The 20,806-nt window shown below is 69.1% G+C and carries 14 protein-coding genes and 3 pseudogenes; 3 read left to right on the top strand and 14 right to left on the bottom strand.

All coding sequences use genetic code 11. The annotated features are described in order from the left end of the window. Positions 1–482 precede the first annotated feature (482 nt). The 11 genes and pseudogenes from CES90_RS47025 to CES90_RS46975 form a co-directional block, all read right to left on the bottom strand. Positions 483–1,388: an NADP-dependent oxidoreductase gene (locus tag CES90_RS47025; protein WP_189788175.1), complete on the bottom strand. Its 906-nt coding sequence runs from the start codon at positions 1,386–1,388 to the stop codon at positions 483–485. Positions 1,389–1,723: 335 nt separating this feature from the next. Continuing rightward, on the bottom strand, positions 1,724–2,173 hold the full coding sequence (locus CES90_RS47020; protein WP_189788176.1) for a nitroreductase family deazaflavin-dependent oxidoreductase: 450 nt from the start codon (positions 2,171–2,173) through the stop codon (positions 1,724–1,726). Positions 2,174–2,257: 84 nt separating this feature from the next. Next, positions 2,258–2,566: pseudogene (locus tag CES90_RS47015) on the bottom strand (lysine transporter LysE); the annotation flags it as partial. Between the two features lie 19 nt (positions 2,567–2,585). Continuing rightward, positions 2,586–3,347 (bottom strand): SDR family NAD(P)-dependent oxidoreductase, encoded by a 762-nt coding sequence (locus CES90_RS47010; RefSeq protein WP_189788177.1) that lies wholly within the window; start codon positions 3,345–3,347, stop codon positions 2,586–2,588. Beyond that, positions 3,344–3,838: pseudogene (locus CES90_RS47005) on the bottom strand (oxidoreductase C-terminal domain-containing protein); the annotation flags it as partial. The gene CES90_RS47010 and the pseudogene CES90_RS47005, both read right to left, overlap by 4 nt. 70 nt (positions 3,839–3,908) lie before the next feature. Then, a complete protein-coding gene (locus tag CES90_RS47000; protein ID WP_208921708.1) occupies positions 3,909–4,346 on the bottom strand; it encodes an RbsD/FucU family protein in 438 nt (145 codons plus the stop codon). Then, a complete protein-coding gene (locus CES90_RS46995) occupies positions 4,337–5,239 on the bottom strand; it encodes an amidohydrolase family protein (RefSeq protein WP_208921706.1) in 903 nt (300 codons plus the stop codon). The genes CES90_RS47000 and CES90_RS46995 overlap by 10 nt, the downstream gene beginning before the upstream one ends. After that, positions 5,232–6,566 (bottom strand): L-fuconate dehydratase, encoded by a 1,335-nt coding sequence (locus tag CES90_RS46990; RefSeq protein ID WP_208921704.1) that lies wholly within the window; start codon positions 6,564–6,566, stop codon positions 5,232–5,234. Before CES90_RS46990 ends, CES90_RS46995 begins: the two co-directional genes overlap by 8 nt. Before the next feature lie 101 nt (positions 6,567–6,667). Next, positions 6,668–7,711: an ABC transporter permease gene (locus CES90_RS46985; protein WP_208921702.1), complete on the bottom strand. Its 1,044-nt coding sequence runs from the start codon at positions 7,709–7,711 to the stop codon at positions 6,668–6,670. Then, on the bottom strand, positions 7,704–9,266 hold the full coding sequence (locus tag CES90_RS46980) for a sugar ABC transporter ATP-binding protein (RefSeq protein ID WP_208921700.1): 1,563 nt from the start codon (positions 9,264–9,266) through the stop codon (positions 7,704–7,706). The genes CES90_RS46985 and CES90_RS46980 overlap by 8 nt, the downstream gene beginning before the upstream one ends. A 45-nt stretch (positions 9,267–9,311) precedes the next feature. Next, a complete protein-coding gene (locus CES90_RS46975) occupies positions 9,312–10,373 on the bottom strand; it encodes a sugar ABC transporter substrate-binding protein (protein ID WP_208921698.1) in 1,062 nt (353 codons plus the stop codon). Between the two features lie 464 nt (positions 10,374–10,837). On the opposite strand from CES90_RS46975, the gene CES90_RS46970 reads away from it, so the two are divergent. Both CES90_RS46970 and CES90_RS46965 read left to right on the top strand, forming a co-directional pair. Next, positions 10,838–13,069: an alpha-L-fucosidase gene (locus CES90_RS46970; protein ID WP_208921696.1), complete on the top strand. Its 2,232-nt coding sequence runs from the start codon at positions 10,838–10,840 to the stop codon at positions 13,067–13,069. Between the two features lie 138 nt (positions 13,070–13,207). Beyond that, the gene (locus CES90_RS46965; RefSeq protein WP_208921694.1) at positions 13,208–16,096 is read left to right on the top strand and encodes a glycosyl hydrolase family 95 catalytic domain-containing protein; all 2,889 of its coding nucleotides are present in this window, start codon (positions 13,208–13,210) and stop codon (positions 16,094–16,096) included. A 321-nt stretch (positions 16,097–16,417) separates the two neighbouring features. Here CES90_RS46965 and CES90_RS46960 read toward each other — a convergent pair whose 3' ends face one another. Continuing rightward, the gene (locus CES90_RS46960; protein ID WP_189788701.1) at positions 16,418–16,567 is read right to left on the bottom strand and encodes a protein-arginine deiminase family protein; all 150 of its coding nucleotides are present in this window, start codon (positions 16,565–16,567) and stop codon (positions 16,418–16,420) included. After that, entirely contained in the window at positions 16,561–16,764 is a 204-nt protein-coding gene (locus tag CES90_RS46955; RefSeq protein WP_189788702.1) for a hypothetical protein, read from the bottom strand. Before CES90_RS46955 ends, CES90_RS46960 begins: the two co-directional genes overlap by 7 nt. 162 nt (positions 16,765–16,926) lie before the next feature. On the opposite strand from CES90_RS46955, the pseudogene CES90_RS51820 reads away from it, so the two are divergent. Then, a pseudogene (locus tag CES90_RS51820) lies at positions 16,927–17,300 on the top strand (transposase); the annotation flags it as partial. A 62-nt stretch (positions 17,301–17,362) separates the two neighbouring features. Here CES90_RS51820 and CES90_RS46945 read toward each other — a convergent pair. Continuing rightward, the gene (locus CES90_RS46945; RefSeq protein WP_189788703.1) at positions 17,363–20,641 is read right to left on the bottom strand and encodes a S8 family serine peptidase; all 3,279 of its coding nucleotides are present in this window, start codon (positions 20,639–20,641) and stop codon (positions 17,363–17,365) included. Positions 20,642–20,806 lie beyond the last annotated feature (165 nt).

Genomic DNA, 20,806 nt, shown 5'->3' with positions numbered 1-20,806 from the left:
CGTACGGCCGCCCGTTCTCGCCCGGCGACCGCGGATTCGGTGCCTGGTCCCGCAGCTCCTGCTGCGGGACCAGGAATGTGTGCTCGGGCGCGCGGCATGAGCCGTTCAGGGCCGACCTCCGGGGCGGCTTCGTCCGCCGGGGTGGGTCTGCGCGGGGGAGGGAAACGGTCAGGGCGGCGATGCTCTGCGAGTGCAGGGCATCGCTTCTTCGGCGTCGGAAGGGGAAGCCGCTGGGGGCGGGTGCGAGGCCATTCCCCGAACTGACGCGATCGGCTTCGGATCGGCAGAGCTGGTCCCTCTTGCAGGCTTTCGGGACGCAAGGACAGGAACAGACAGGCAAGGTCGAGAGGGGCCGACATGGCTCGCGCCGTTTGACCTGCAAAAACATCATGGATCGGCAAGGGCCGCCAAGATCCTCAAAGGATCCCGAGCCGCAGGGCCCCGAGCGGTGGGGCCCCGAGGGGTGGGGCAGGCTCAGCTGCTCACACGCTGACCACGATCTTTCCCTGCGTGTGTCCGCGCTCGGCGTATGCGTGCGCTTCCGCGATCTGTTCGAGCGGGTATGTCCGCTCGATGCGCGGGGTGTAATGGCCCTGTCGGCCGAGTTCGCCCGCTTGGGCGAGGAGTGTGGGGTCGTTCTCCACGTTGGGTAGGTGCACGCCCAGGCGATGTGCGTTGGCGTGGTCGGCGATCGTCGACACGCGGGCGGGGTCGCCCACGATCGCGACGAGGTCGGCCAGGGAACCGGAAGCCGCGGTGTCGAGCGCGGCGTCGGCTCCGTCCGGAGCCAGGGCGGTGAGGCGCTGCGCGAGGCCGGTGCCGTAGGTGGTGGGAACGGCTCCGAGCGAGGTGAGGAAGGCGTGGTTGCGCTCACTGGCCGTCCCGATCACGGTGGCGCCGTGAGCCACCGCTATCTCGACAGCGGCACTGCCGACGCCTCCGGCGGCGCCCTCGATGAGAAGAGTGCGGCCCCGCAGGGGACCGAGTGCCTTCAGTCCGCTCATCGCGGTCACGGATGCCAGAGCGGCGCCGGCGGCCTCCTCGTCGGTCCACGTGGCGGGCGCGTGGGCCCAGGCCGAGAGCACGGCCGACTCCGCCGTCGCGCCGGTGAGGCCGCCCAGCCCGAAGACACGGTCACCGATGCTCACCCCCTGCACGCCCTCACCCATCTGGTCAACGACACCGACGGCCTCACGCCCGGGAATCGCGGGCAGGTCGATGGGGAGCGTTTTGCGCCCGGCACCGGAACGCAACTTCCAGTCGATGGGATTGACGCCGGCCGCTGCGACACGGATACGGATCTCGCCGGGCCCGGGACGGGGCTCCGGCACCTGCTCGACCACGAGGGTCTGCACTCCGCCGTACTCGTGATAGCGGACTGCGCGCATGAGGTTCTGCCTTTCCACGGGGCCTGGAAGGGCCGTTCGTGAGATCAGTAGGTGAAGCGGAGAGTGGACTCGAATCCGTCGCGGCCTGCGGTTCGGGCAAAGGTTCCGCGGGACGGTGACGGCAGTCCCGAGACCGGGTGCGATCGGGATCTTCGTCGACATCGGTCTTCCGGTCGGAGGGTTCGTCGGTGTTCTGCTTCTGCCGACGGTCGCGGAACGCCGGCCAGGCCAAGGAACCGAGGCCGAATTCGAGGTCTGGTGGGCCGATCAGCGGGTGCTCGGAGGGGAGGAGTTCATTCCACCGGGCGCCGGATTGTTTCTCCGTCCGATGCGGATCAGTTTCCGGCGGGCGGTTCGAGGACGAACACGGGGATCTCGCGGTCGGTCTTCTTCTGGTACTCGGCGTACTCGGGAGCCGTGGCGACCGCCCGCTTCCACCACAGGGCCTTCTCCTCGCCCGTCACCTCACGGGCGACCATGTCCTGGCGCACCGGTCCGTCCTGGATGTCGACGCGCGGATCGGCGAGGATGTTGAAGTACCAGGCCGGATGCTTGGGCGCGCCGCCCAGCGAGGCGACCACCGCGTACAGGCCGTCGTGCTCCACCCGCATGAGGGGAGTCCTGCGGAGCTTGCCGCTCCGGGCGCCCCGGGTGGTGAGCAGGACAACCGGCCTGCCGGTGTCGAGCAAGGTCGTTCCCTCGGTGCCGCCGGACTTCTCGTACAACTCAACCTGATCACGCACGAATTGGGTCGGACTGGCTTCGTACTCGCCCTCAAGAGGCATGGAATTCGTCCCATCGTCTTTGTCGCGTATGACTGCTGTGTAGAAAGGTCCACCACGCCGGCGGCCCGGTTCCCTGTGTCCTCGTCAGGTCGGGGACATCACCATCCGTACCGCCAGCGCCATGATCACCGCGCTGGACGCGAGGGCCGTCACCAGCCGTCCGCGCCGGCCTGTCAGCGGCCGGCCGAGCAACGCGCCGCCGGAGGCGATCAGTACCTGCCGGCTGGCCGAGGCGATGAAGGCTGCGAGCACGAGCACCCCCTGTTCCCGGGGGGACACGGCGTCCGAGGCCCGGCTGCCGAGCACCAGCGCGGCGAAGTAGATCACGGTGGTGGGGTTGAGCAGGTGGATGTCGAAGTGGCAGATGTGTCCGGCCCCGATGTGTGGGCCGGGCACCGCATGGGTGGCTGGGTCAGACGGCCGACCAGCCGTTGTCGACGGGGAGCACGGCGCCGCTGATGTTGCTCGCCGCGTCGGAGGCGAGGAACACGATGGCCGCGGCGACTTCCTCCGCCGCGGCCACGCGGCCCACGTTCTCCCGGTAGCGGCCCATGATCGAGGCGCCGTCGCCGTCGAAGGTGACCGTGTCGGTGATGGAGGTTTGGGTGTCGCCGGGGGCGACGGCGTTGACGCGGATGCCGCGTTCCCGGTACATGACCGCGGTCGACTTCGTCAGGCCGATGATGCCGTGTTTGGAGACGGTGTACGCGGTGCCGGCGGCGCTGCCGCGCAGGGCTGCCTCCGAGGCCGTGTTGACGATGGCGCCGTTGCCGCGGGCCAGCAGGTGGGGCAGGGCGGCGCGGGTGAGCAGGAACGGAGCGGTGAGGTTGATTCGTATGACCCGTTCCCATTCGGCGTCGCTCACCTCGGCGGTGGCGGTCATGCTGTCCATGATCCCGGCGTTGTTGACGAGCACGCTGAGGTGGCCGAAGGACTCGACCGCGGTGGTGATCACCTCGTCGACCGTGCGCTGGTCGCTCAGGTCGCCGATGACCGTGCGGGCGCTGCCGCCGCTCGCCTCGATCTGCTTGGCGACGGCCGCGGCGCCGACCGGGTTGATGTCCGCGATGAGAACCCCGGCTCCCAGGCTCGCGAACCGCAGCGCGGCGGCGCGTCCGATGCCGGACCCGGCGCCGGTGACGACGACGCCTCGTTCCTCGAATTCGCTGTTCATGCTGCCACTCCTGTGGACGATGTGGGTACGGCGTCCTGCCAGCGGGCGCGCAGGGCGATGGATTGCCGCCAGGCCAGGGTGCTCTTGGGTGGCATGCCGATGGACAGGACGCCGGTGAGGCGGTCGCCGGTGCGGTAGATGGCGGTGAACTTGCGTTCTTTAAGGCTTCCTTCGGCGATCCGCATCTCGTCGTGGCCGCGCAGGTAGCCGTAGGCGCGGATCTTCAGGTCGTACTGGTCGGACCAGAAGTAGGGGACGGGTGCGAACGGCCGTTGGGCGCCCAGGAGGTTGCGGGCGGCGGCCATGCCCTGCTCGGCGGCGTTCGTGCGGTGCTCGATGCGCATCGACGTGTCGAAGAGCGGGTTGTGCCAGCGGGCCACGTCACCTGCGCCGTAGACACCGGGCGCGGCGGCGCAGAACTCGTCGCAGACCAGCCCGTCTTCGAGGGTGAGGCCGCTGCCGGTCAGCCATTCGGTGTTGGGCCGGGACCCGGACCGGGCCGCGCACTGAGTACGGCAGCCGTGTCCAAGGTACGAGCGGCTGTGTAACGGACGGCGAGTGTCATCGTGTTGTCAGGGTCCCTTCAGCGCGGACGCCGATGGTCAGCAGCAGGTTGGCGTAGGTCCGGGTGTCGGCGGTGACAATGGCCAGTGCCAGGTCGGGCGAGCGGGCGGCGTCGTAGAACTCGAAGCGGCCGAGCGTGTCGACCGGGACGGGCGCCAGCATCGAGCGGTACTCGGCGATGGCGGGCGGCTCCGGTTCGCCCTCGGGCGGCACCATCACATGGGCCGCCTCGACGGGCAGGGCGCGCAGCAGGACGTCGAGCACGGTGGTGACGTCCAGCAGGCCGGGGGCCAGGTTGAGGTGGACGGTCCGGGCACGCTCGCCGGTGGCGGTGCTCGCGGGGTAGTGGCCGTCGGCCAGCAGCACACGGGCGCCGTGGCCGGCGCCGGCCAGGGATTCGAGGATCCCGGGGTGCAGCAGTTCGGTCAGGAGCACGGCGTCCCCTCCTTCGTCGGGGCAGGGGTCAGGTGGTAGAAGGCGGTCGCGGTGCCGGCGAGCACCGCGTGGATCTCGGTGCCGGAGCAGCCGTCCAGGAGTTCCTCGACGGTGGCGGCCCAGCGGTTCCAGCCGCCGGCGAGGACGCAGACCGGCCAGTCGGAGCCGAACATCAGCCGGTCGGGACCGAAGGCGGAGAGCAGGACGTCCCATACCGGGCGGATGTCGTCGACGGTCCACTTCTCGTGGTCGGCCTCTGTGACGAGACCCGACACCTTGCAGCGGACCTGGGGATGCCGGGCCAGTGTCCGCAACTGCTGTGCCCAGTCGGTCAGTTCCCGCCGCGCGATGGGGGGCTTGCCGGCATGGTCCAGGACGAGCGGCAGCTCGGGGAGCCGGTCCGCGAGGCGGATCGCCTGCGGGAGCTGGTGGCTGCGGATCAGCACGTCGTATCCGAGCCCGCGTTCCCCGACCGCTCGCAACCCGCGCTCGACGTCGGGCCGCCCGAGCCAGTGCGGGTCCGACTCGCCCTGTACGACGTGCCGTACGGCCCGCAGGTACCGGCCCGCGGGCCCGGTCCGCAGGTCGTCGAGTTCGTCGCCGATCGCGGGGGACGTCAGGTCCGCCCAGCCGACAACGGCACCGATCAGCGGGTCGCTGTCGGCCAGGGCGAGGAGGTCCCGGGTCTCGGGCACGGAGGCGATGCACTGGACGACCACCGTGCTCGTCAGTCGCCGTCCGGCGATCGGCCGGGTCGCTTCCGATCGCAGCGCGTGCGAGCCGAAACTGCGGCGGATCGGCTCGTGGCCCGGTTCGTCCAGCCAGGGCTGCGGCCGGACGTCCAGGTCCCACACGTGGTGGTGGGCGTCGACGAGGGCCTGCGTGTCAGACACGAGCGGTCCAGACGGGGCCGTCGGGGTAGGCGTACTCCTTGAGGGACTCGGGGTGCATCTGCGCGCTCAGCCCGGGAACGGTCGGCGCCAGGTAGTGGCCGTCGGCGATGCGCACCGGGTCGATGAAGTGCTCGTGCAGGTGGTCGACGTACTCGATGACGCGGTCCTCGGTCGTGCCGGATACGGCGACGTAGTCGAACATCGACAGGTGCTGGACCATCTCGCACAGGCCGACGCCGCCCGCGTGCGGGCAGACCGGCACGCCGAACTTCGCGGCGAGCAGCAGGATCGCGATGTTCTCGTTGACGCCGCCGACCCGCGCGGAGTCGATCTGCACGATGTCCACCGCGCCGGCCTGCAGGAGCTGCTTGAAGACGACCCGGTTGGCGATGTGCTCGCCGGTGGCGACCTTGATGGGGCTGACGGCCTTGCGCACGGCGGCGTGACCGAGGATGTCGTCGGGTGAGGTGGGCTCCTCGATCCAGTACGGCTGGTAGGGGGCCAGCGCGCTCATCCAGTCGATCGCGGGCTGGACGTCCCACCTCTGGTTGGCGTCCACCGCGATGCGGATGCCGTCCCCGACGGTCTCGCGGGCGGTGCGCATGCGCCGTACGTCGTCCTCCAGGTCCGCGCCGACCTTGAGCTTGATCTGCGTGAAGCCGTCGGCGACGGCCTCGCGGGCGAGGCGGGCCAGCTTCTCGTCGGAGTAGCCGAGCCAGCCGGGGGTGGTGGTGTAGGCGGGGTAGCCCCGGTCGAGCAGGTGGCCGATGCGCTGTTCGCGGCCGGGTTCGGCACGGCGCAGGATCTCCAGTGCCTCCTCGGGGGTGAGGGCGTCGGACAGCCAGCGGAAGTCGACCTGGGCGACCAGGTCCTCGGGCGACATCTCGCCGAGGAAGCGCCACACGGGCTTGCCTGCCCGCTTGGCGGCCAGGTCCCAGGCGGCGTTGACGACCGCGCCCGTGGCCATGTGGATGGCGCCCTTCTCCGGTCCCAGCCAGCGCAGTTGGGGGTCGTGGACGAGGGAGCGGGAGAACGCGCCGAGATCACCGCAGACTTCTTCGACCGAGCGGCCCACCACGTACGGGGCGAGGGCGGCGATGGCGGAGGCCTGGACATCGTTGCCGCGGCCGGTGGTGAAGGCCAGGGCGTGGCCCTCCAGACCGTCGCCGGCGTCGGTGCGCAGGACGACGTAGGCGGCGGAGTAGTCGGGTTCTGGGTTCATCGCGTCCGACCCGTCCAGGTGCTCGGAGGTCGGGAAACGCACGTCCAGCACGTCGAGGGCGGTGATGCGGGCAGCGGCCGGGGAAGCGGACAGGGCGGATGACATGGCGGCAACTCCTGTGAGGTGCAGGGGCGAGCGATACGACCCCTTGCGACGAGATGTGGCGTGCTGCGGAGGGTGTCGGGCGGCCCGGACGGCCGCCCGGTTCACTCCTGGACCTTGCCGCCCGTGATGCGCGAGATGGTGAGCGCGACCAGGATGATCAGGCCGTTGAGGGCGCCGATCCACTGCGCGGGGACGCCGGCGAGGGTGAGCACGTTCTGGATCATGAACAGCAGCAGGATGCCGCTGAACGCCCCGAACATGGTGCCTTTACCGCCGTTGAGGCTGATCCCTCCGATGACGGCGGCGGCGAAGACGGTGAAGATGTAGCCGTTGCCCTGCGCCGAGGCGACGGAGGCGAGGCGTCCGGAGAGCATCAGTCCGGCGAGGGCGGCGAGCACGCTGCCGGTGACGATGACGATCCACAGCACCCGGTCGGTGCGGATGCCGGCCGCCTTCGCGGCGTCGACGTTGCCGCCGATGGCGTACAGCGAGCGGCCGAAGCTGGTCCAGCCGAGCACCACGATCGCGACGGCGAACAGCACCAGGCAGATCCAGATGGACGCGGGCATACCGAACCACTGTGCGGTGCCGAGGTAGAGCATCGACGGCGGCAGCTGGAAGAAGGTCTGGCCGCCGGAGATGCCCGTGAGGACACCGCGCAGCACGATCAGCATGCCGAGGGTGACGATGAAGCCGTTGAGGCCGAAGCGGATGATCAGCAGGGCGTTGATCACGCCTACGAGGGCGCCCACGGCGAGGGTGACGGGGATGGCCCAGGCGCCGGAGAGCAGTCCGAGTCCGTGGCCCGCGCCGACCGGCACCACCAGCCAGGCCGCGACGCCGGGCGCGAGCCCCATGGTGGACTCCAGCGACAGGTCCATCTTCTTGACGATCAGGACCATCGTCTGGGCGAGGACCAGCAGGGCGATCTCGGACATGGTCTGCAGGACGTTGATGAGGTTGTCGGCCTGCAGGAAGACCGGGTTGACGATCTGTCCGACGATCGCGATGACCACGATGGCCGGGACGAGCGCGAGGTCGCGCAGCCGGGCCAGGGGTATCCGGCCGCCGAGCAGTGCGGTCCGCCTCCGCTCCGGCTCCGTGCCCTTGACCGCGGCGGTGTCCGCGAGGACGGTTTCAGGCATGCAGGTCCACTCCTTCCATCGCGGCCACGAGGTCGTGGTCGTGCCAGCCGCGGGCGATCTCCGAGGTCACACGGCCCTGGAACATCACCAGGACCCGGTCGCACATGCGCAGGTCGTCGAGTTCGTCGGAGGCGATGAGCACTCCTGTGCCGGTTTCCGCGGTCTCCTCGACCTTGTCGAGGAGGAACTCCTTGGAGCGCACGTCCACGCCCGCGGTCGGGTTGATCAGGACCAGCAGCCGTGGGTCGTCGGCGAGGGCACGGGCCATGACGACCTTCTGCTGGTTGCCTCCGGACAGGGCGGAGACGGGCAGATCGGGACCGGGAGTCTTGATCGCGAGGTTGTCGATCAGGCCCTCGGCCAGCCGGTCCCGGCGGCTGCGGTTCAGGAACCCCTTGGGGCCCAGCCGCTTCGGGATGGACAGTGTGGCGTTGTCCGCGATCGACATGTCGGGAACGAAGCCCTGGTGGTGCCGGTCCTGGGGGACGAACCCGGCGCCGGCGGCGAGCGCCGCGGGCACACTGCCCGGCCGAGGCCGCGACCCGGCGATCTCCACGTCGCCCGCCGTTGCCGCCCGCAGCCCTACGACGGTCTCGGCGACCTCGGTGCGCCCGCTGCCGGCGGCGCCCGCGAGGCCGACGATCTCGCCGGCCCCGACCTGGAAGCTGACGTCGTCATACCCGTCGCCCCCCAACGCGCGGACGCTCAGTGCGGCCGTGGCGCCGGGGTCGAGGGTGGCGGCCCGTTCCTCGCGCCGGTCGGCCGCCGCCTCGCCGGTCATGGCGGCGACCAGGTCGGCACGGCCCAGTTCCGCGACCGGTGCGGTCACGATGTGCCGGGCGTCGCGGAACACCGTCACCATGTCGCAGATCTCGTAGATCTCCTGGAGATGGTGGCTGATGAACAGGAAGGTGACGCCCTGGCGTTGCAGGTCGCGGATGCGGTCGAAGAGGCGGCTGATGGCAGCCGCGTCGAGTTGGGCGGTCGGTTCGTCGAGGATGATGAATCGCGCCCCGAAGGACAGCGCCCGGGCGATCTCCACGAACTGCCGCTGCTCGACACTGAGTTCTCCGGCCGGGGTCTGCGGGTCGACGTTCACCGACCACGTCGACAGCAGCTCTTGTGCGCGGCGGCGGGTGGCCTGCCAGCTGATGAGTCGGCCTCGTCCGTGGTCGTGCCGGTTCAGGAAGAGGTTCTCGGCGACGGTCAGTGTGGGGATGATCGTCGACTTCTGGTAGACGCAGGCCACGCGTTGCCGCCAGGCGTCGCGGTCGCTGAGCCGGGGGGCCGGTGTGCCGCCGAAGGTCACCGTTCCCTCGTCGGGGGCCTGCAGGCCGGTGAGGACCGACACCAGGGTCGACTTGCCGGCTCCGTTGCGGCCGACGAGCGCGTGGGTCTCGCCGGGCCTGATGATGATCCGGGCGCCGTTCAGGGCCACCGTCGGACCGAATCGTTTGACTATGCCCGTCGCCTCCACGACGGGCGGGTCCGAGGGGACCCGTCCGTCGTCCGCCGGGGCGGGCGCGGGGGTGACTGCTCGCTCCCCGTCGCTCATGTCAACCGCCTTGTTCTCGTGAGCTGTTGGATTCGAGGTGAGGGATCAGCCGAGGTTGTTGCCCCACAGCGACTTGTCGTCGCTCTTGACGCTGGGCACGCCGCCGTAGGTGCCGCCGTCGGCGGTGACGAGCGGGGCGGAGAGCTGGTCCTCGAGCAGGCCGTCGCGGACCTGGATGATGGTGCTGTCGTGGTCGGTCTTGCCGGGCTTGAACGTCTTTCCGTCGATCGCGGCCTTGAGGTAGTACAGGGCGTACTTGGCGTAGAGGTCGGCCGGCTGGGAGACGGTCGCGTCGATCTTGCCCGCGGCGATGGACTTGAGCTCCTCGGGGATGCCGTCGTTGGAGACGACGAACACGTGCTTCTTGTCCTCCGGGCCGACCAACAGGCCCTTCTGCTTGAGCACCTGGAGGGTCCCGGACAGGGCGAAGCTGGACTGCATGTAGACGCCCTTGATGTCCGGGTGCTGGGTCAGCCGCGTCTGGAGCTTCTGTGCGGCGACCGCACCGTCCCAGTTGGTGGCCTCGCCGAACACCGTGATGTCCGGGTAGTTCTTCTTCATGCACTCGTTGAACGCCTCGGTGCGGTCACGGCCGTTGATGGAGTCCAGACCGCCCTGGAGCATGACGACCTTGCCCTTGCCGCCGAGCTTGGTGCCCAGGTACTGGCAGGCCTTCTCGCCGTAGGCGCGGTTGTCGGCACGTACGACCATGAACACCTTGCCCGTGTCGGGGCGGGTGTCGACGGTGACGACGGGGATCTTCTTCGCCTCCATCTGCGCGAGGGTCGGGGCGATGGCGGCGGTGTCCTGCGGGGCCATCGCGAGGCCCTTGACGCCCTGGCTGATGAACGTCTGCGCGTTGGCGGTGAGCTTGGCGACGTCGTTCTGCGAGTTGGTGGTCTTCAGGTCCAGCCCCAGTTCCTTGCCGTACTGGGGTGTGTACTTGATGTAGGAGTTCCAGAAGTCGGTGTCGGAGCGCGGGTAGTCGACGCCGACCAGCGGCGTGTCACTCGACGACGCCGTGGTGGAGCCGCTGCCGCACGCGCTGAGCAGCGCCAGTGCGGACAGAGCGGAGACGGCGGAACAGAGGGCGGTTCTGAGTCTCATCGGTGCTTCCTCGCGCCGGTCCCGTAGCGGGAGATGTTTCGCCTCGACGACTTCTGTGTATCGCCGCGCGGTAGAGATGGGATGTTTATAGAGGCGTCTCCGGCGTGTTGTCCAGACCCTCGCTCGAACCTCAAAGAAGTCCCAGGCCAAAGGTGACTCAGGAACTGACCCAGAATCTAGAACGGAATTGATCCATCCCATCAATCGGTGCCACTCGATGACTCGAACTGGCCATAGAGCACTGCCAGACATGCGATGTTTGACTGGCGATAATTCCTCTCAAAAACGAGTCGAATGGGACAAAATGCCTGACCCCGTAGCGCTTTTCATCCCTGCACGCTGGTTGACATCCCAGGGAGACATGACCGACCTTCATGCGTAACACACGGCGCCCTATGCACAGCGGCCACGCCGACTCGTTTCCTCTGTCTTCCCCTGTCCTCCTCTGCACCAGGGATGTGTCCATGCCGAGTCCGATCAACAGACGCCACTTCCTGGCCGGCGCCACCTGTGTGGCCGCGGCGGCCGTGGCCGGAGGTTTGTTCAGCGCCGGTGTCGCCCACGCGGCACCCAGCACGTACACGCCCGACTGGAACTCGGTCGACCAGCACCCGCCGGCTCCGGAGTGGTTCCAGGACGCGAAGTTCGGGATCTACTTCCACTGGGGCGTCTTCAGCGTCCCGGCCTTCGGCAACGAGTGGTACCCGCGCAACATGTACCGGGCCGGCGACAACGCCAACCAGCACCACATCGCGACCTACGGCCAGCCATCGGCGTGGCCGTACCACAACTTCATCAACGGCGCTCAGGACCTGGCGGGCAACTTCGTGAAGTTCGCGCCGAAGCTGAAGTCGGCCGGCGGGAAGTTCGACCCGGACGAATGGGTGCAGCTGTTCGTCGACGCCGGCGCCAGGTTCGCCGGCCCTGTCGCCGAGCACCATGACGGCTTCTCCATGTGGGACAGCCAGGTCAACGAGTGGAACTCGGTGAAGAAGGGCCCAGGCCTTGACCTGCTGAAGCTCTTCTCCACGGCCATCCGCGCCAAGGGCCTGAAGCTGCTGGTGGCCATGCACCACGCGTACAACTTCACCGGCTTCTACGAGCACGCCCCCGCCCAGACGGACCCGAGCCTCAAGAAGCTCTACGGGCAGCTGGGCCCGGCCGCGGAGAACCAGCTCTGGTTCGACAAGCTCAAGGAGGTCATCGACCGCGCCCAGCCCGACATCCTGTGGCAGGACTTCAACCTGGACGACGTCGACGAGCAACAGCGCCTCAACTTCCTGGCGTACTACTACAACCAGGCCAACAGCTGGGGCCGTGAGGTCGTCACCACGTACAAGGACGGCATGCACGGCAAGGGCGAGGTCTTCGACTACGAGCGCGGCGGCCCGGCCGACCTCACCAGCCCGTACTGGCTGACCGACGACAGCATCTCCAGCAGCAGCTGGTGCTACACGCAGGGCATCGGCTACTACACCATCCAGCAGATGCTGCACTCGTTCATCGACCGGGTCAGCAAGAACGGCAACGTGCTGCTGAACATAGCGCCGATGGCCGACGGCACCATCCCCCAGGCGCAGAAGGACATCCTGCTCGGCATCGGCGACTACCTGAAGCGCTTCGGCGAGTCGGTGTACGCGACCCGCGCCTGGACCGCGTACGGCGAGGGCCCGACGAAGATGGGCGGCGGCTCGTTCACCAATCCGACGGCCGGCACGGCGCAGGACATCCGCTTCACCCGCAACAAGGCCAACAACGTCCTGTACGCCACCGTCCTGGGCTGGCCCGGCAGCTCGCTGACGATCAAGACCCTCGGTTCGGACCGGATCAACCTCTCGTCGCTGTCCTCGGTGAAGCTCCTCGGCTCCACCGCCGGAACCTACATCGACCTGCCCACGCCGGTCCAGAACTCCTCCGGCCTCACGGTCACCCTGCCGTCCTCCGCGCCGTACAGTGCGAACGCCTACGTCCTGAAGCTCTCTTTCTCCGGCACGATCCCGGGCCTGCGGCCGCTCGCCGGCGCCATCGGCTTCACGAACGTCAACTACAGCGGCGACTACGCCGTGCTCCCTGTCGGCGACTACACCGCGGCCGACCTGACCGCGGCCGGACCGGGCCCGCGCACCCTCTCCTCCCTCCGGCCGGCCCCCGGCTACCGGGTGGTCGGCTACTCCGGAGACAACTTCACCGGCACCTCCTGGACCTTCACCGCCGACAACCCCGACCTCAGGGTCACCGGCAACAACGACCAGATCACCTCGCTGAGGGTCCAGTTCAACCCGGCGACGTACTTCCGGATCAGCAACGTCACCAACGGCCTGGCCCTGGACAGCGGCGGCAACGTGGCCTCCGGGTCCAACCTCAAGCAGTGGACGTGGGACGGCAGTCCCAACCTGCAGTGGCAGGCGGAGGCGGTCGGAGGCGGCTACTACCGGCTGGTGAACCGCACGAACGGCATGGTCGCCGACGGCTGGGGCGCCACCGGCGACGGCTCCGCCGCCCGACAGGCCCCCTGGAACGGTGGCACCAACCAGCAGTGGACGATCACCCACCGGGGCAGCGACCGCTACTCCATCGCCAACCGCACCACCGGCCTGGTCCTCGACGGCGGCGGCAACGTCGACTCGGGCTCCGTCACCAAGCAGTGGGCCTACAACAGCAGCACCAACCTGCTGTGGACCTTCACGGCCCTCTGATCCGCGGGTTGCGCGAGCGGCTGCGGCAGCGTACTCCTCATACGCTGCCGCAGCCGCTGTCACGCTGCCGCCCGGCTCGGCTCGCCTCTTTCTGTCTCCCCCACTACCCCGCAGCGCCTTCCGTACCAAGGAGTCCCCGTGACGGGCAGTTCCCTCGACCGCAGACGGTTCCTCACCGCCGCCACACTCACCGCAGGAGCCGCCGCCCTGCCCGGCGGCCTGTGCGCCGGCAGGGCGGCCGCGGCCGTCCCGCCGCAGATCACGCTCCCCGAGCGCGGCATATACGACACGTCCCCTGCCTCCTCCTGGACCGACGGTTTCCTCACCGGCAACGGCGACTACGGCGCCGTGCTGTACGGCGCTCCCGCCCTGGAGAAGGTGGTTCTCAACCACCACCGGCTGGTACTGCCGAACGGCACCCGTGACGTGGCCCCGCCGGTGATCTCCGGCCGCCTGGAAGGCGCACGCGACAAGGCACTCGCGGGTGACTACGCGGGAGCCAACCAGGACTTTGCCGCGGGCTGGTCGCTGCGCTGGACCCAGGCCTACCATCCCGCCTACGAACTGCGCATCGACACCCCGGGCATGACCACGGTCAACAACTACGGGCGGGTCACCGACTTCCGTACCGGCGAGGTGAGTTCGAGCTGGACCGACCAGTACGGCACCTGGACCCGCCGGGCGTTCGTCTCCCGGGCCGACAAGGTGGTCGTCCATGAGCTGATACCCGCTTCCGGCCGCACCGTCGACACCACACTGAGCGTCCACACCGCGCTCGCCGGGCTGCCCACCAGCCTGAGCTTCACCACGCGGGCCACCGTCACAGGCGGCTCCGGCTACCTGAATCTGCGCGGCACCTACCCCGCGGGAAAGGGTGCCTTCGGCTACGAGGGTGTCACCCGTGTCGTCGCCACGGGCACCGGCGCCACGGTCACCGTCAACGGCTCCACGATCGTGGTGGCCAGAGCGGCCAGGGTGCTGCTGCTGACGAAGCTGGGCCGCTACGAGACGTCCACCGGCTGGGACTCCGAGCCGCTGCACACCCAACTGGCCGCGCTCGGCACCGACTACGTCACCCTCCGCTCGCGGCACACCGCCCTGCACACCGGTCTCTACGACCGTTCCCGCCTCGATCTGAACGTCCCGGCCGCCGACCGGCAGCTCTCCGTCAGCGAACTGATCGCCCGTCAGAACGCCGACCGCAGCGTCATCGACCTCGCTCTGCTGGAACGTCTCTACGACTCGGGCCGCTACTTCTTCATCAGCTCCAGCGGCATCCTGCCACCCCGCCTCACCGGCATCTGGGCGGGATCGTGGGGCGCCGCCTGGGCCGACGACTTCACCACGGACGCCAACGTCAACCTCCAGGTCGCGGGCGGCAACATCCTGGACACGACCGAGGTCATGGAGGGTTACTTCAGCCTGATCCTCGGCCAGCTCGACGACTGGCGCACCAACGCGAAGAACCTCTACGGAGCCCGCGGCTTCCTCGCCCCCTCCCGCACCGACGGCGAGTACGGCCACATGCTCCACTTCAACGGCGGCGGCTTCCCGGGCCACTGCTGGACCGGCGGCGCCGACTGGCTGCTCTACCCGCTCCTTGAGTACTACGAGGTCACCGGCGACCAGGCGTTCCTGCGCGACAAGCTCGGTCCCGCGCTGATGGAACTGGCCCTGTTCTACGAGGACTTCCTCACCCGCACGGACGCGAACGGCAAGGCGGTCTTCGTGCCGTCCTTCTCCATGGAGAACTCCCCCGGCAATACCGGCGTCTACTTCTCGATCAACGCCACCGGCGACATCATGGCCGGCAAGCATGCCCTGCAGGCCGCGATCGACGCGGCCAACGCCCTCGGTGTGGAACAGGGCAGCGGCGAGGGCGTCGCACGCTGGACGGCGTTGCTGAAGAAGATCCCGGCCTACCGCGTCAACGGGGACAACGCGCTGGCCGAATGGTCCTGGCCGAGCCTGACCGACCGCTACAACCACCGGCACGTCCAGCACCTGTACGGTGCCTGGCCGCTGCACGAGATCAACCCCGAGGACGAGCCCTCCCTGGTCCGCCCGGCGCAGCGGGCCCTCGAAGTACGCGGCGACCAGAACGTCTCCGCCCACGGCAGCCTGCACCGCGCACTGGCCGGGGCACGGCTGAAGGACGGCGGGCAGGTCTACGGCAACCTGCGGAAGATCCTCGGCAACAACATGGTCTTCAAGTCGCTGATGACCTCCCACAACCCGAACCTCGACATCTACAACGCCGACGCCGCGAACGCCATCCCCGGCGTGCTGGCCGAGGCCCTGATCTACAGCCGCCCCGGAGTGCTGGAAATTCTCCCCGCGCTGCCGGACCAACTGCCGAAGGGCACGATCACCGGGGTACGGGCCCGCGGCCGGATACGGGTCCACAGCTTCGACTGGGACCTGAACGCGCGGACCGCCACGCTGTCCGTCACCTCCGCCGTCAACCAGGACGTCACCCTGATCAGCCGCCGCGGCATGACCTCCGTGACCACCACGGCTACCGTCACCCCCTCCTCCCTCGGCGCCCACGCCAGAAAGATCTCCCTGACCGCCGGTCAACGCACGGACATCACCGTCGCCCTGCTCAGCGGCTTCTTCCGGCTGGTCAACCGACGCAGCGGCAAAGTGCTCGACGTCGCCAGCGGCAGTACCTCCGACGGCGCCAAACTCATCCAGTGGGGCTGGTCCGGCAGAGAGAACCAGCAGTGGCGGCTCCTGCCCTGCGCCGACGGCTCCTTCCGCCTCGCCGCCCGCCACAGCGGCAAAATCGTGGACAGCCCCGCAGGCGCCGGCCAGGGTGCCCAGCTCGTCCAGTGGCCGGACAACAACAGCGACAACCAGTACTGGCGGCTCGTCGACGCGGGCGGTGGATACGTCCGGCTCGTCAACGTCCGCAACGGCTGGTGCGCGGACGTGGAGGGCGGATCCGCGGCCGACGGCGCCCGCGTCATCCAGTGGCCCGTCGGAAACGGAACGAACCAGCAGTGGCAACTGGTCGCCCTCTGACCGTCACCGCGCTGCTTCAGCAGTGTGCCGGCCGAGGCGACGCCCACACCCCATCGGCATGTGGCGGTGAGTACTAGCCGGTGACGCGGTGGAAGGTCCATCGCTGGTTGGAGCTGCCGACGTCGCGGTACTGGATCAGCGCGGCACCGTCGGCGGTGGGACGCGCTGCTGCAGGCGGTCGCGAAGCAGGCCACGGCAGCGAGCCAGGGCAGAGTCTTGCGGTATCTCACTTCAGTCTCCTGTGTGCGTTTTCATGTGTTCGATGCTGATGCGCGTCACTGTGGATCGATACGCGAAGGGATGGGGCCTTGGCGGTCCGTCCTACTTGGCGGAGGTCCACCAGGCGGTGCCCGGCGGCGCGATCGTGTTGCTGCCGCTGTGCACCTCGCCGGCGGAGACCTGGTGGGTACGCCAGTCGTCCAGGTAGCGCACCCGCATGCCGACCTTGGCGTAGGTGGTGGGGGTCAGCACGACACCGTTGACGGCACCGGGGTGGTAGGCGATGACCGGACGGTCCTGCGGTCCGGGGCAGCCGGGAGCCGTGCCGGCTCGGGCGCCCGTACGACGTTGCCCTGGGCGTAGTTGCAGGCGGCCTTCACCGTGCCGGACACGGCCGCCAGGGAGATCGCCAACGCCGTCACAGCCTGAACCTGGTTCTGCTCATTCACATACTCCTCGTGGTCTTGGCCCGCCCCTCCATCCCATCGCGGCCCACTTGGGCGTTCACTCCGCCGACCGGCGGGAGCGCCCCCGCCGACAGGCCGGGCTCCGACCCTCCGAAAGTGGCACCCGCGCCACGGACGGTTCAGCGGCGACCGTGCGGGCCGGCTGTGCCTCACTGTTCCTGGAGGGATCGTCGGCGAGCTTTCGCTTCGCGCGGGGACCAGCGGGCCACGAGCGACTGCTGTCTGCGGGGACTGACGATGGACGGGCAGGGCAAGTCCATCCAGGCCATGGCCTAGCGGCTGCCGGACGGCAACGAGCAGAACCTGCAGCAGTTCGTGAACCGGTCCATCTGGGATCCGATGCCGGTGCGCCGGCAGGTCGCCGAGCGGTCGGTGCCGCGGCTCGGCCCGGACGCCTGGGCGGTCGATGACACGTCGTTCCCAGGGACGACAGGATGTCGGTCGGCGTCGCCCGCCGGCGCTGCGGTGCGCTGGGCAAGCAGGCCGACTGCCGGGTCGCGGTCACTGTGCACACGCTCCGACGAGGCATCGGGGCGGGTGTCCGAGGTACCGGACACCCGCCCCTACCGCGTCATACGGCTTACCGCGTGACCTTCTCGATGGTCACGTCGCCCACACCCACGGTCGTGCCGCGCGTGTTCACCAGCCGTACCTCACCGACGATTTCGCGGCCCTCGGCCACGTCCCCCGTGACGGTGACGCTCGCCGATGCCTTCGCGGAGTCGCCCGTGCCGAGCTTGACCGGCGTCGACTCGTCCACGGCGACCTTGCCGAGCGCGGAGGAGAAGAACACGTCCCGGTAGTCGTACTCGGTCGAGCCCGACGGCACCTCGAAGCCGACCACCTCGACGGTGTACGTACCGGCCGCCGGGTTCGCGATGGAGACGGACTCCTCGGAGTGGCTGTTCCCGGACTGGCCGACGACATTGCCCTGGGCGTCGTAGACCGTCAGGTCGAGGTCGGCGCGCGCGTCGGAGACCTTGCCGATGGCGACGTCCAGCGACGTGGTGCCCTCGGGCACCTCGACCGTGCTCCTCTGCGTGACGCCGTCGGCGATGGTCGGCCGCGCGGTCTTCGACGAGCCGAGCGTGCCGCCCTTCAGGGCACCGTCCACGACCTCCATCTTGTTGGTCACCGTCCAGGAGGCGTCGACCGGGGTGCCGGACTCGGCCTCCGGCACGGTCACCGGTGCCGGGTCGAAGGACGCGGCGAACGCGGAGACGTTCAGCTTGTACGGGTTGTCGAGCAGCGTCGACGTACGGTGCGAGTCGACCGCGATCTCCCAGACGCCCGGCATCGGGTCCGCGTACGAGGCGATGTCCGTCGTCTTCGGGTCGTCGTCCACGGCGGGGATGCCCTGGGGGTTGATGGCGCTCAACCGCGCCCGGCTGCCCTCCTTCAGCCCTCCGAGCGTGACCTCGAGCGCTTTCCCGCCCTCCGGGACGGTCACGAAGTACGACTTGTAGTTGTTGCGCTGCACCGAACCCGAGGCGGTGAAGGTGTACTTGGCCGGCGTGGAGACCACTACAGTCGTCAGGATCTGCTTGTCGACGCCCGGCGTCCGAGGGTCGTCGGCCTGAAGGATCGCGCTCTTGATGCCCGCGTGCTCCGGCGCGGCCTGGATCTTCACGGTGACCGGCTTGTTCAGCGGCAGGGTCACCAGCCGCGGGCCGACGATCGAGAAGGTGCGGGCCTTGTTGGCGGCCAGGCGAAGAATGTGCGGGAGCGAGCCGGACGGCCCGGACGTACGGGTGATCGTGATGTCGTACGTCTTCTTCTGGCCGGCCTTCAGGCCGCCCTCGCGGTCATAGAGGCCGGTGCCGAAGCCCGGCGTCTTCAGCGCCTGGTCCAGCACGGTGTCGACGGGGGCCTTCACCGTGTACTCGTGGGCGGTCGCGCCGGCCTTGATCGCCTTCCAGGCGCCGAAAATGTCGATGAGGCCGGCACCCTCCTCGTACGCCTGAACTCCCTTGATGTGCTTGGCGGTCGAGGTGAGCGCCGTGCGCAGCTTCGCGGGCGTCAGTTCGATGCCCTTCCGCTTGGCGGCGCTCAGCAGCAGCGCGCTCGCGCCCGTGGCCTGCGGGGCCGCCATCGAGGTGCCGTTGTACATGGCGTAGCCGGCCGGCAGCTTCCAGCCCGCCTCGGCGACGGGCGCGCCGGGCATCCAGGCCGGGATCGGGCTGACCGCGGAGCCGGGGGCGACGACGGTCGGGGTGAAGCCGCCGTCCTCCCGCGGGCCGCGCGAGGAGAAGGTGAACAGTTGGTAGTCGTTCTCCACGCCGGTGCCGTAGTTGGCGGCGTAGGTCTCCTTGGAGACGCTCGCGCCGACCGAGACGACCTTGTCGACGAGGCCGGGGTCGGCGATGGTGTTGGCGCCGGGGCCGGAGTTGCCGGCGGATATGACGAGCTGGACGCCGTAGGTGTCGATCAGGCGCGTGTACAGCGCCGCGCGGGCGTTGTTGCCGTCGTTGAGCGGCGGCAGGCCACCGATGGACATGTTGACGACATCGACGCCGCGGTTGACGACGAGGTCGATCATGCCCTCGGTCGTCGCGATGTTGGTGCAGCCGGGGCCGAAAAGGCAGGCGCGCGACGACACGATCTTCGCGCCGGGGGCGGCGCCGTTCATCCTGCCGCCGAACATGCCGTTGGCGGCGGTGATGCCGGCGACGTGGGTGCCGTGCGAACCGGCGACGAGGCCGATGTTGACGAAGTCGACCTTCTTGCCGACCCAGTCGCCGCCCAGCGGATCCATCGGCACGTCCTTGCGGACCTCCACGACGAAGTCCTGGCTCTCGGCGATGTCCGTGGCCGGGTCGTCGGTGCCGAAGCGGCCGATCTGGTAGCCGTCCTTGTACGGCTTCATCGGGGTGTCGTCGGTGAAGTCGCCGTTGTCGTTGACATCGACGGTGACCGTGCCGGCGGCCGGGTCGTACAGGACGCCCCAGTCGTCGGTCGTGTCGCCGTCGCGGTTGACGTCACCGTCGGCGTCGCCTTCCTCGACCTTGCCCTGGGCGGTGACGTCCTCGCGGAAGACACTGATCCGGTACGAGCCCTCGGGGGCCTTCCAGCTCTTGTCGCCGAAGGTGAAGGACGGCCCGGAGACCGAGGTGGTCATCGGGCGCCAGGTGCCGTCGCCGTCGACGACCGGGTCCGTGACGGTCACCCAGTCGACGATCTTGCGCTCACCGGTCGTCGTCTTCTGCAACGCGGGACTGGCGAGGTCGACGCCGGTGTCGAGGACACCGATGGTGATGCCCCGGCCGTCCGCCTTCGGGTTCTTCTTCACGAAGTCGACGGCACCCATCTCGAAGGACGGGTTGTACGGGTTCTTCCCGGGGGTGTTCTTGTCCGGGCCGGGGTAAGTGGCGGCGGAGGCACTCGACTTGCCGCCGCTGTCGAGGCCCGGCTCCTCCAGGGGTATCTCGTCCCGCAGGTCGATGGCCCGCACGGAGGACAGCTTCGCGGCGGCGGCGATGGCCGACTCCGCCCTGCCGGTCGGCACGGTGGCCCGTACGTAGCCGAGCTTGTCGTACGTACGGCCCACGGAGCCGCCCTTGACGGCGTCCAGCTGCTGGGCGACCTTCTCGGTCTGTCCGGGAGCGGTGGCGATCATCATCGTGACGTTCTTCTCGCGGTGAGCCTTGGCCTGCGCGAGGAGTTCGGCGTCGTCCGAACCGAGCTTGTCGTGCGCGGACTTGACGCCGGGGTCGGCCGCGGTGGCGGTGGGGCCGTCCGTGGCGAAGGCTGCGGGTATGGGGCCGGTCGCGGCGAGCGCGGCGGCGAGACCGGCGGCCACGGCGATACGGGCGGCGCGTCTCGCGCCCGGTATCGGGGCCGGGTGGGGGGTGGGGGGCATGCGTGATCCTTGGTGCGGAAGGAACGGAGGCATGGGCGGCCGGATCGAATCCGTCGACCGCCCGCGGTCCGGGACGTGGCCCCGGATGATCGCCAGCCTTGCACAAGAGACCTACTTTTGTTGAGAGTTCACGCACCGAGATCACGACCTGGCACAAACTCTCCA

This window comes from Streptomyces capitiformicae, assembly GCF_002214185.1.
Classification (GTDB): domain Bacteria; phylum Actinomycetota; class Actinomycetes; order Streptomycetales; family Streptomycetaceae; genus Streptomyces; species Streptomyces capitiformicae.
Note: the sequence above shows the minus strand (reverse complement) of the source record. Positions and strands in the feature narration are given on the sequence as shown.

Bases quoted from the DNA above. Each gene is read 5' to 3' on its own strand.
- CES90_RS47025 (WP_189788175.1), bottom strand. From the start codon at position 1,388: ATGCGCGCAGTCCGCTATCACGAGTACGGCGGAGTGCAGACCCTCGTG.
- CES90_RS47020 (WP_189788176.1), bottom strand. From the start codon at position 2,173: ATGCCTCTTGAGGGCGAGTACGAAGCCAGTCCGACCCAATTCGTGCGT.
- CES90_RS47010 (WP_189788177.1), bottom strand. From the start codon at position 3,347: ATGAACAGCGAATTCGAGGAACGAGGCGTCGTCGTCACCGGCGCCGGG.
- CES90_RS46990 (WP_208921704.1), bottom strand. From the start codon at position 6,566: ATGTCATCCGCCCTGTCCGCTTCCCCGGCCGCTGCCCGCATCACCGCC.
- CES90_RS46985 (WP_208921702.1), bottom strand. From the start codon at position 7,711: ATGCCTGAAACCGTCCTCGCGGACACCGCCGCGGTCAAGGGCACGGAG.
- CES90_RS46980 (WP_208921700.1), bottom strand. From the start codon at position 9,266: ATGAGCGACGGGGAGCGAGCAGTCACCCCCGCGCCCGCCCCGGCGGAC.
- CES90_RS46975 (WP_208921698.1), bottom strand. From the start codon at position 10,373: ATGAGACTCAGAACCGCCCTCTGTTCCGCCGTCTCCGCTCTGTCCGCA.
- CES90_RS46970 (WP_208921696.1), top strand. From the start codon at position 10,838: ATGCCGAGTCCGATCAACAGACGCCACTTCCTGGCCGGCGCCACCTGT.
- CES90_RS46945 (WP_189788703.1), bottom strand. From the start codon at position 20,641: ATGCCCCCCACCCCCCACCCGGCCCCGATACCGGGCGCGAGACGCGCC.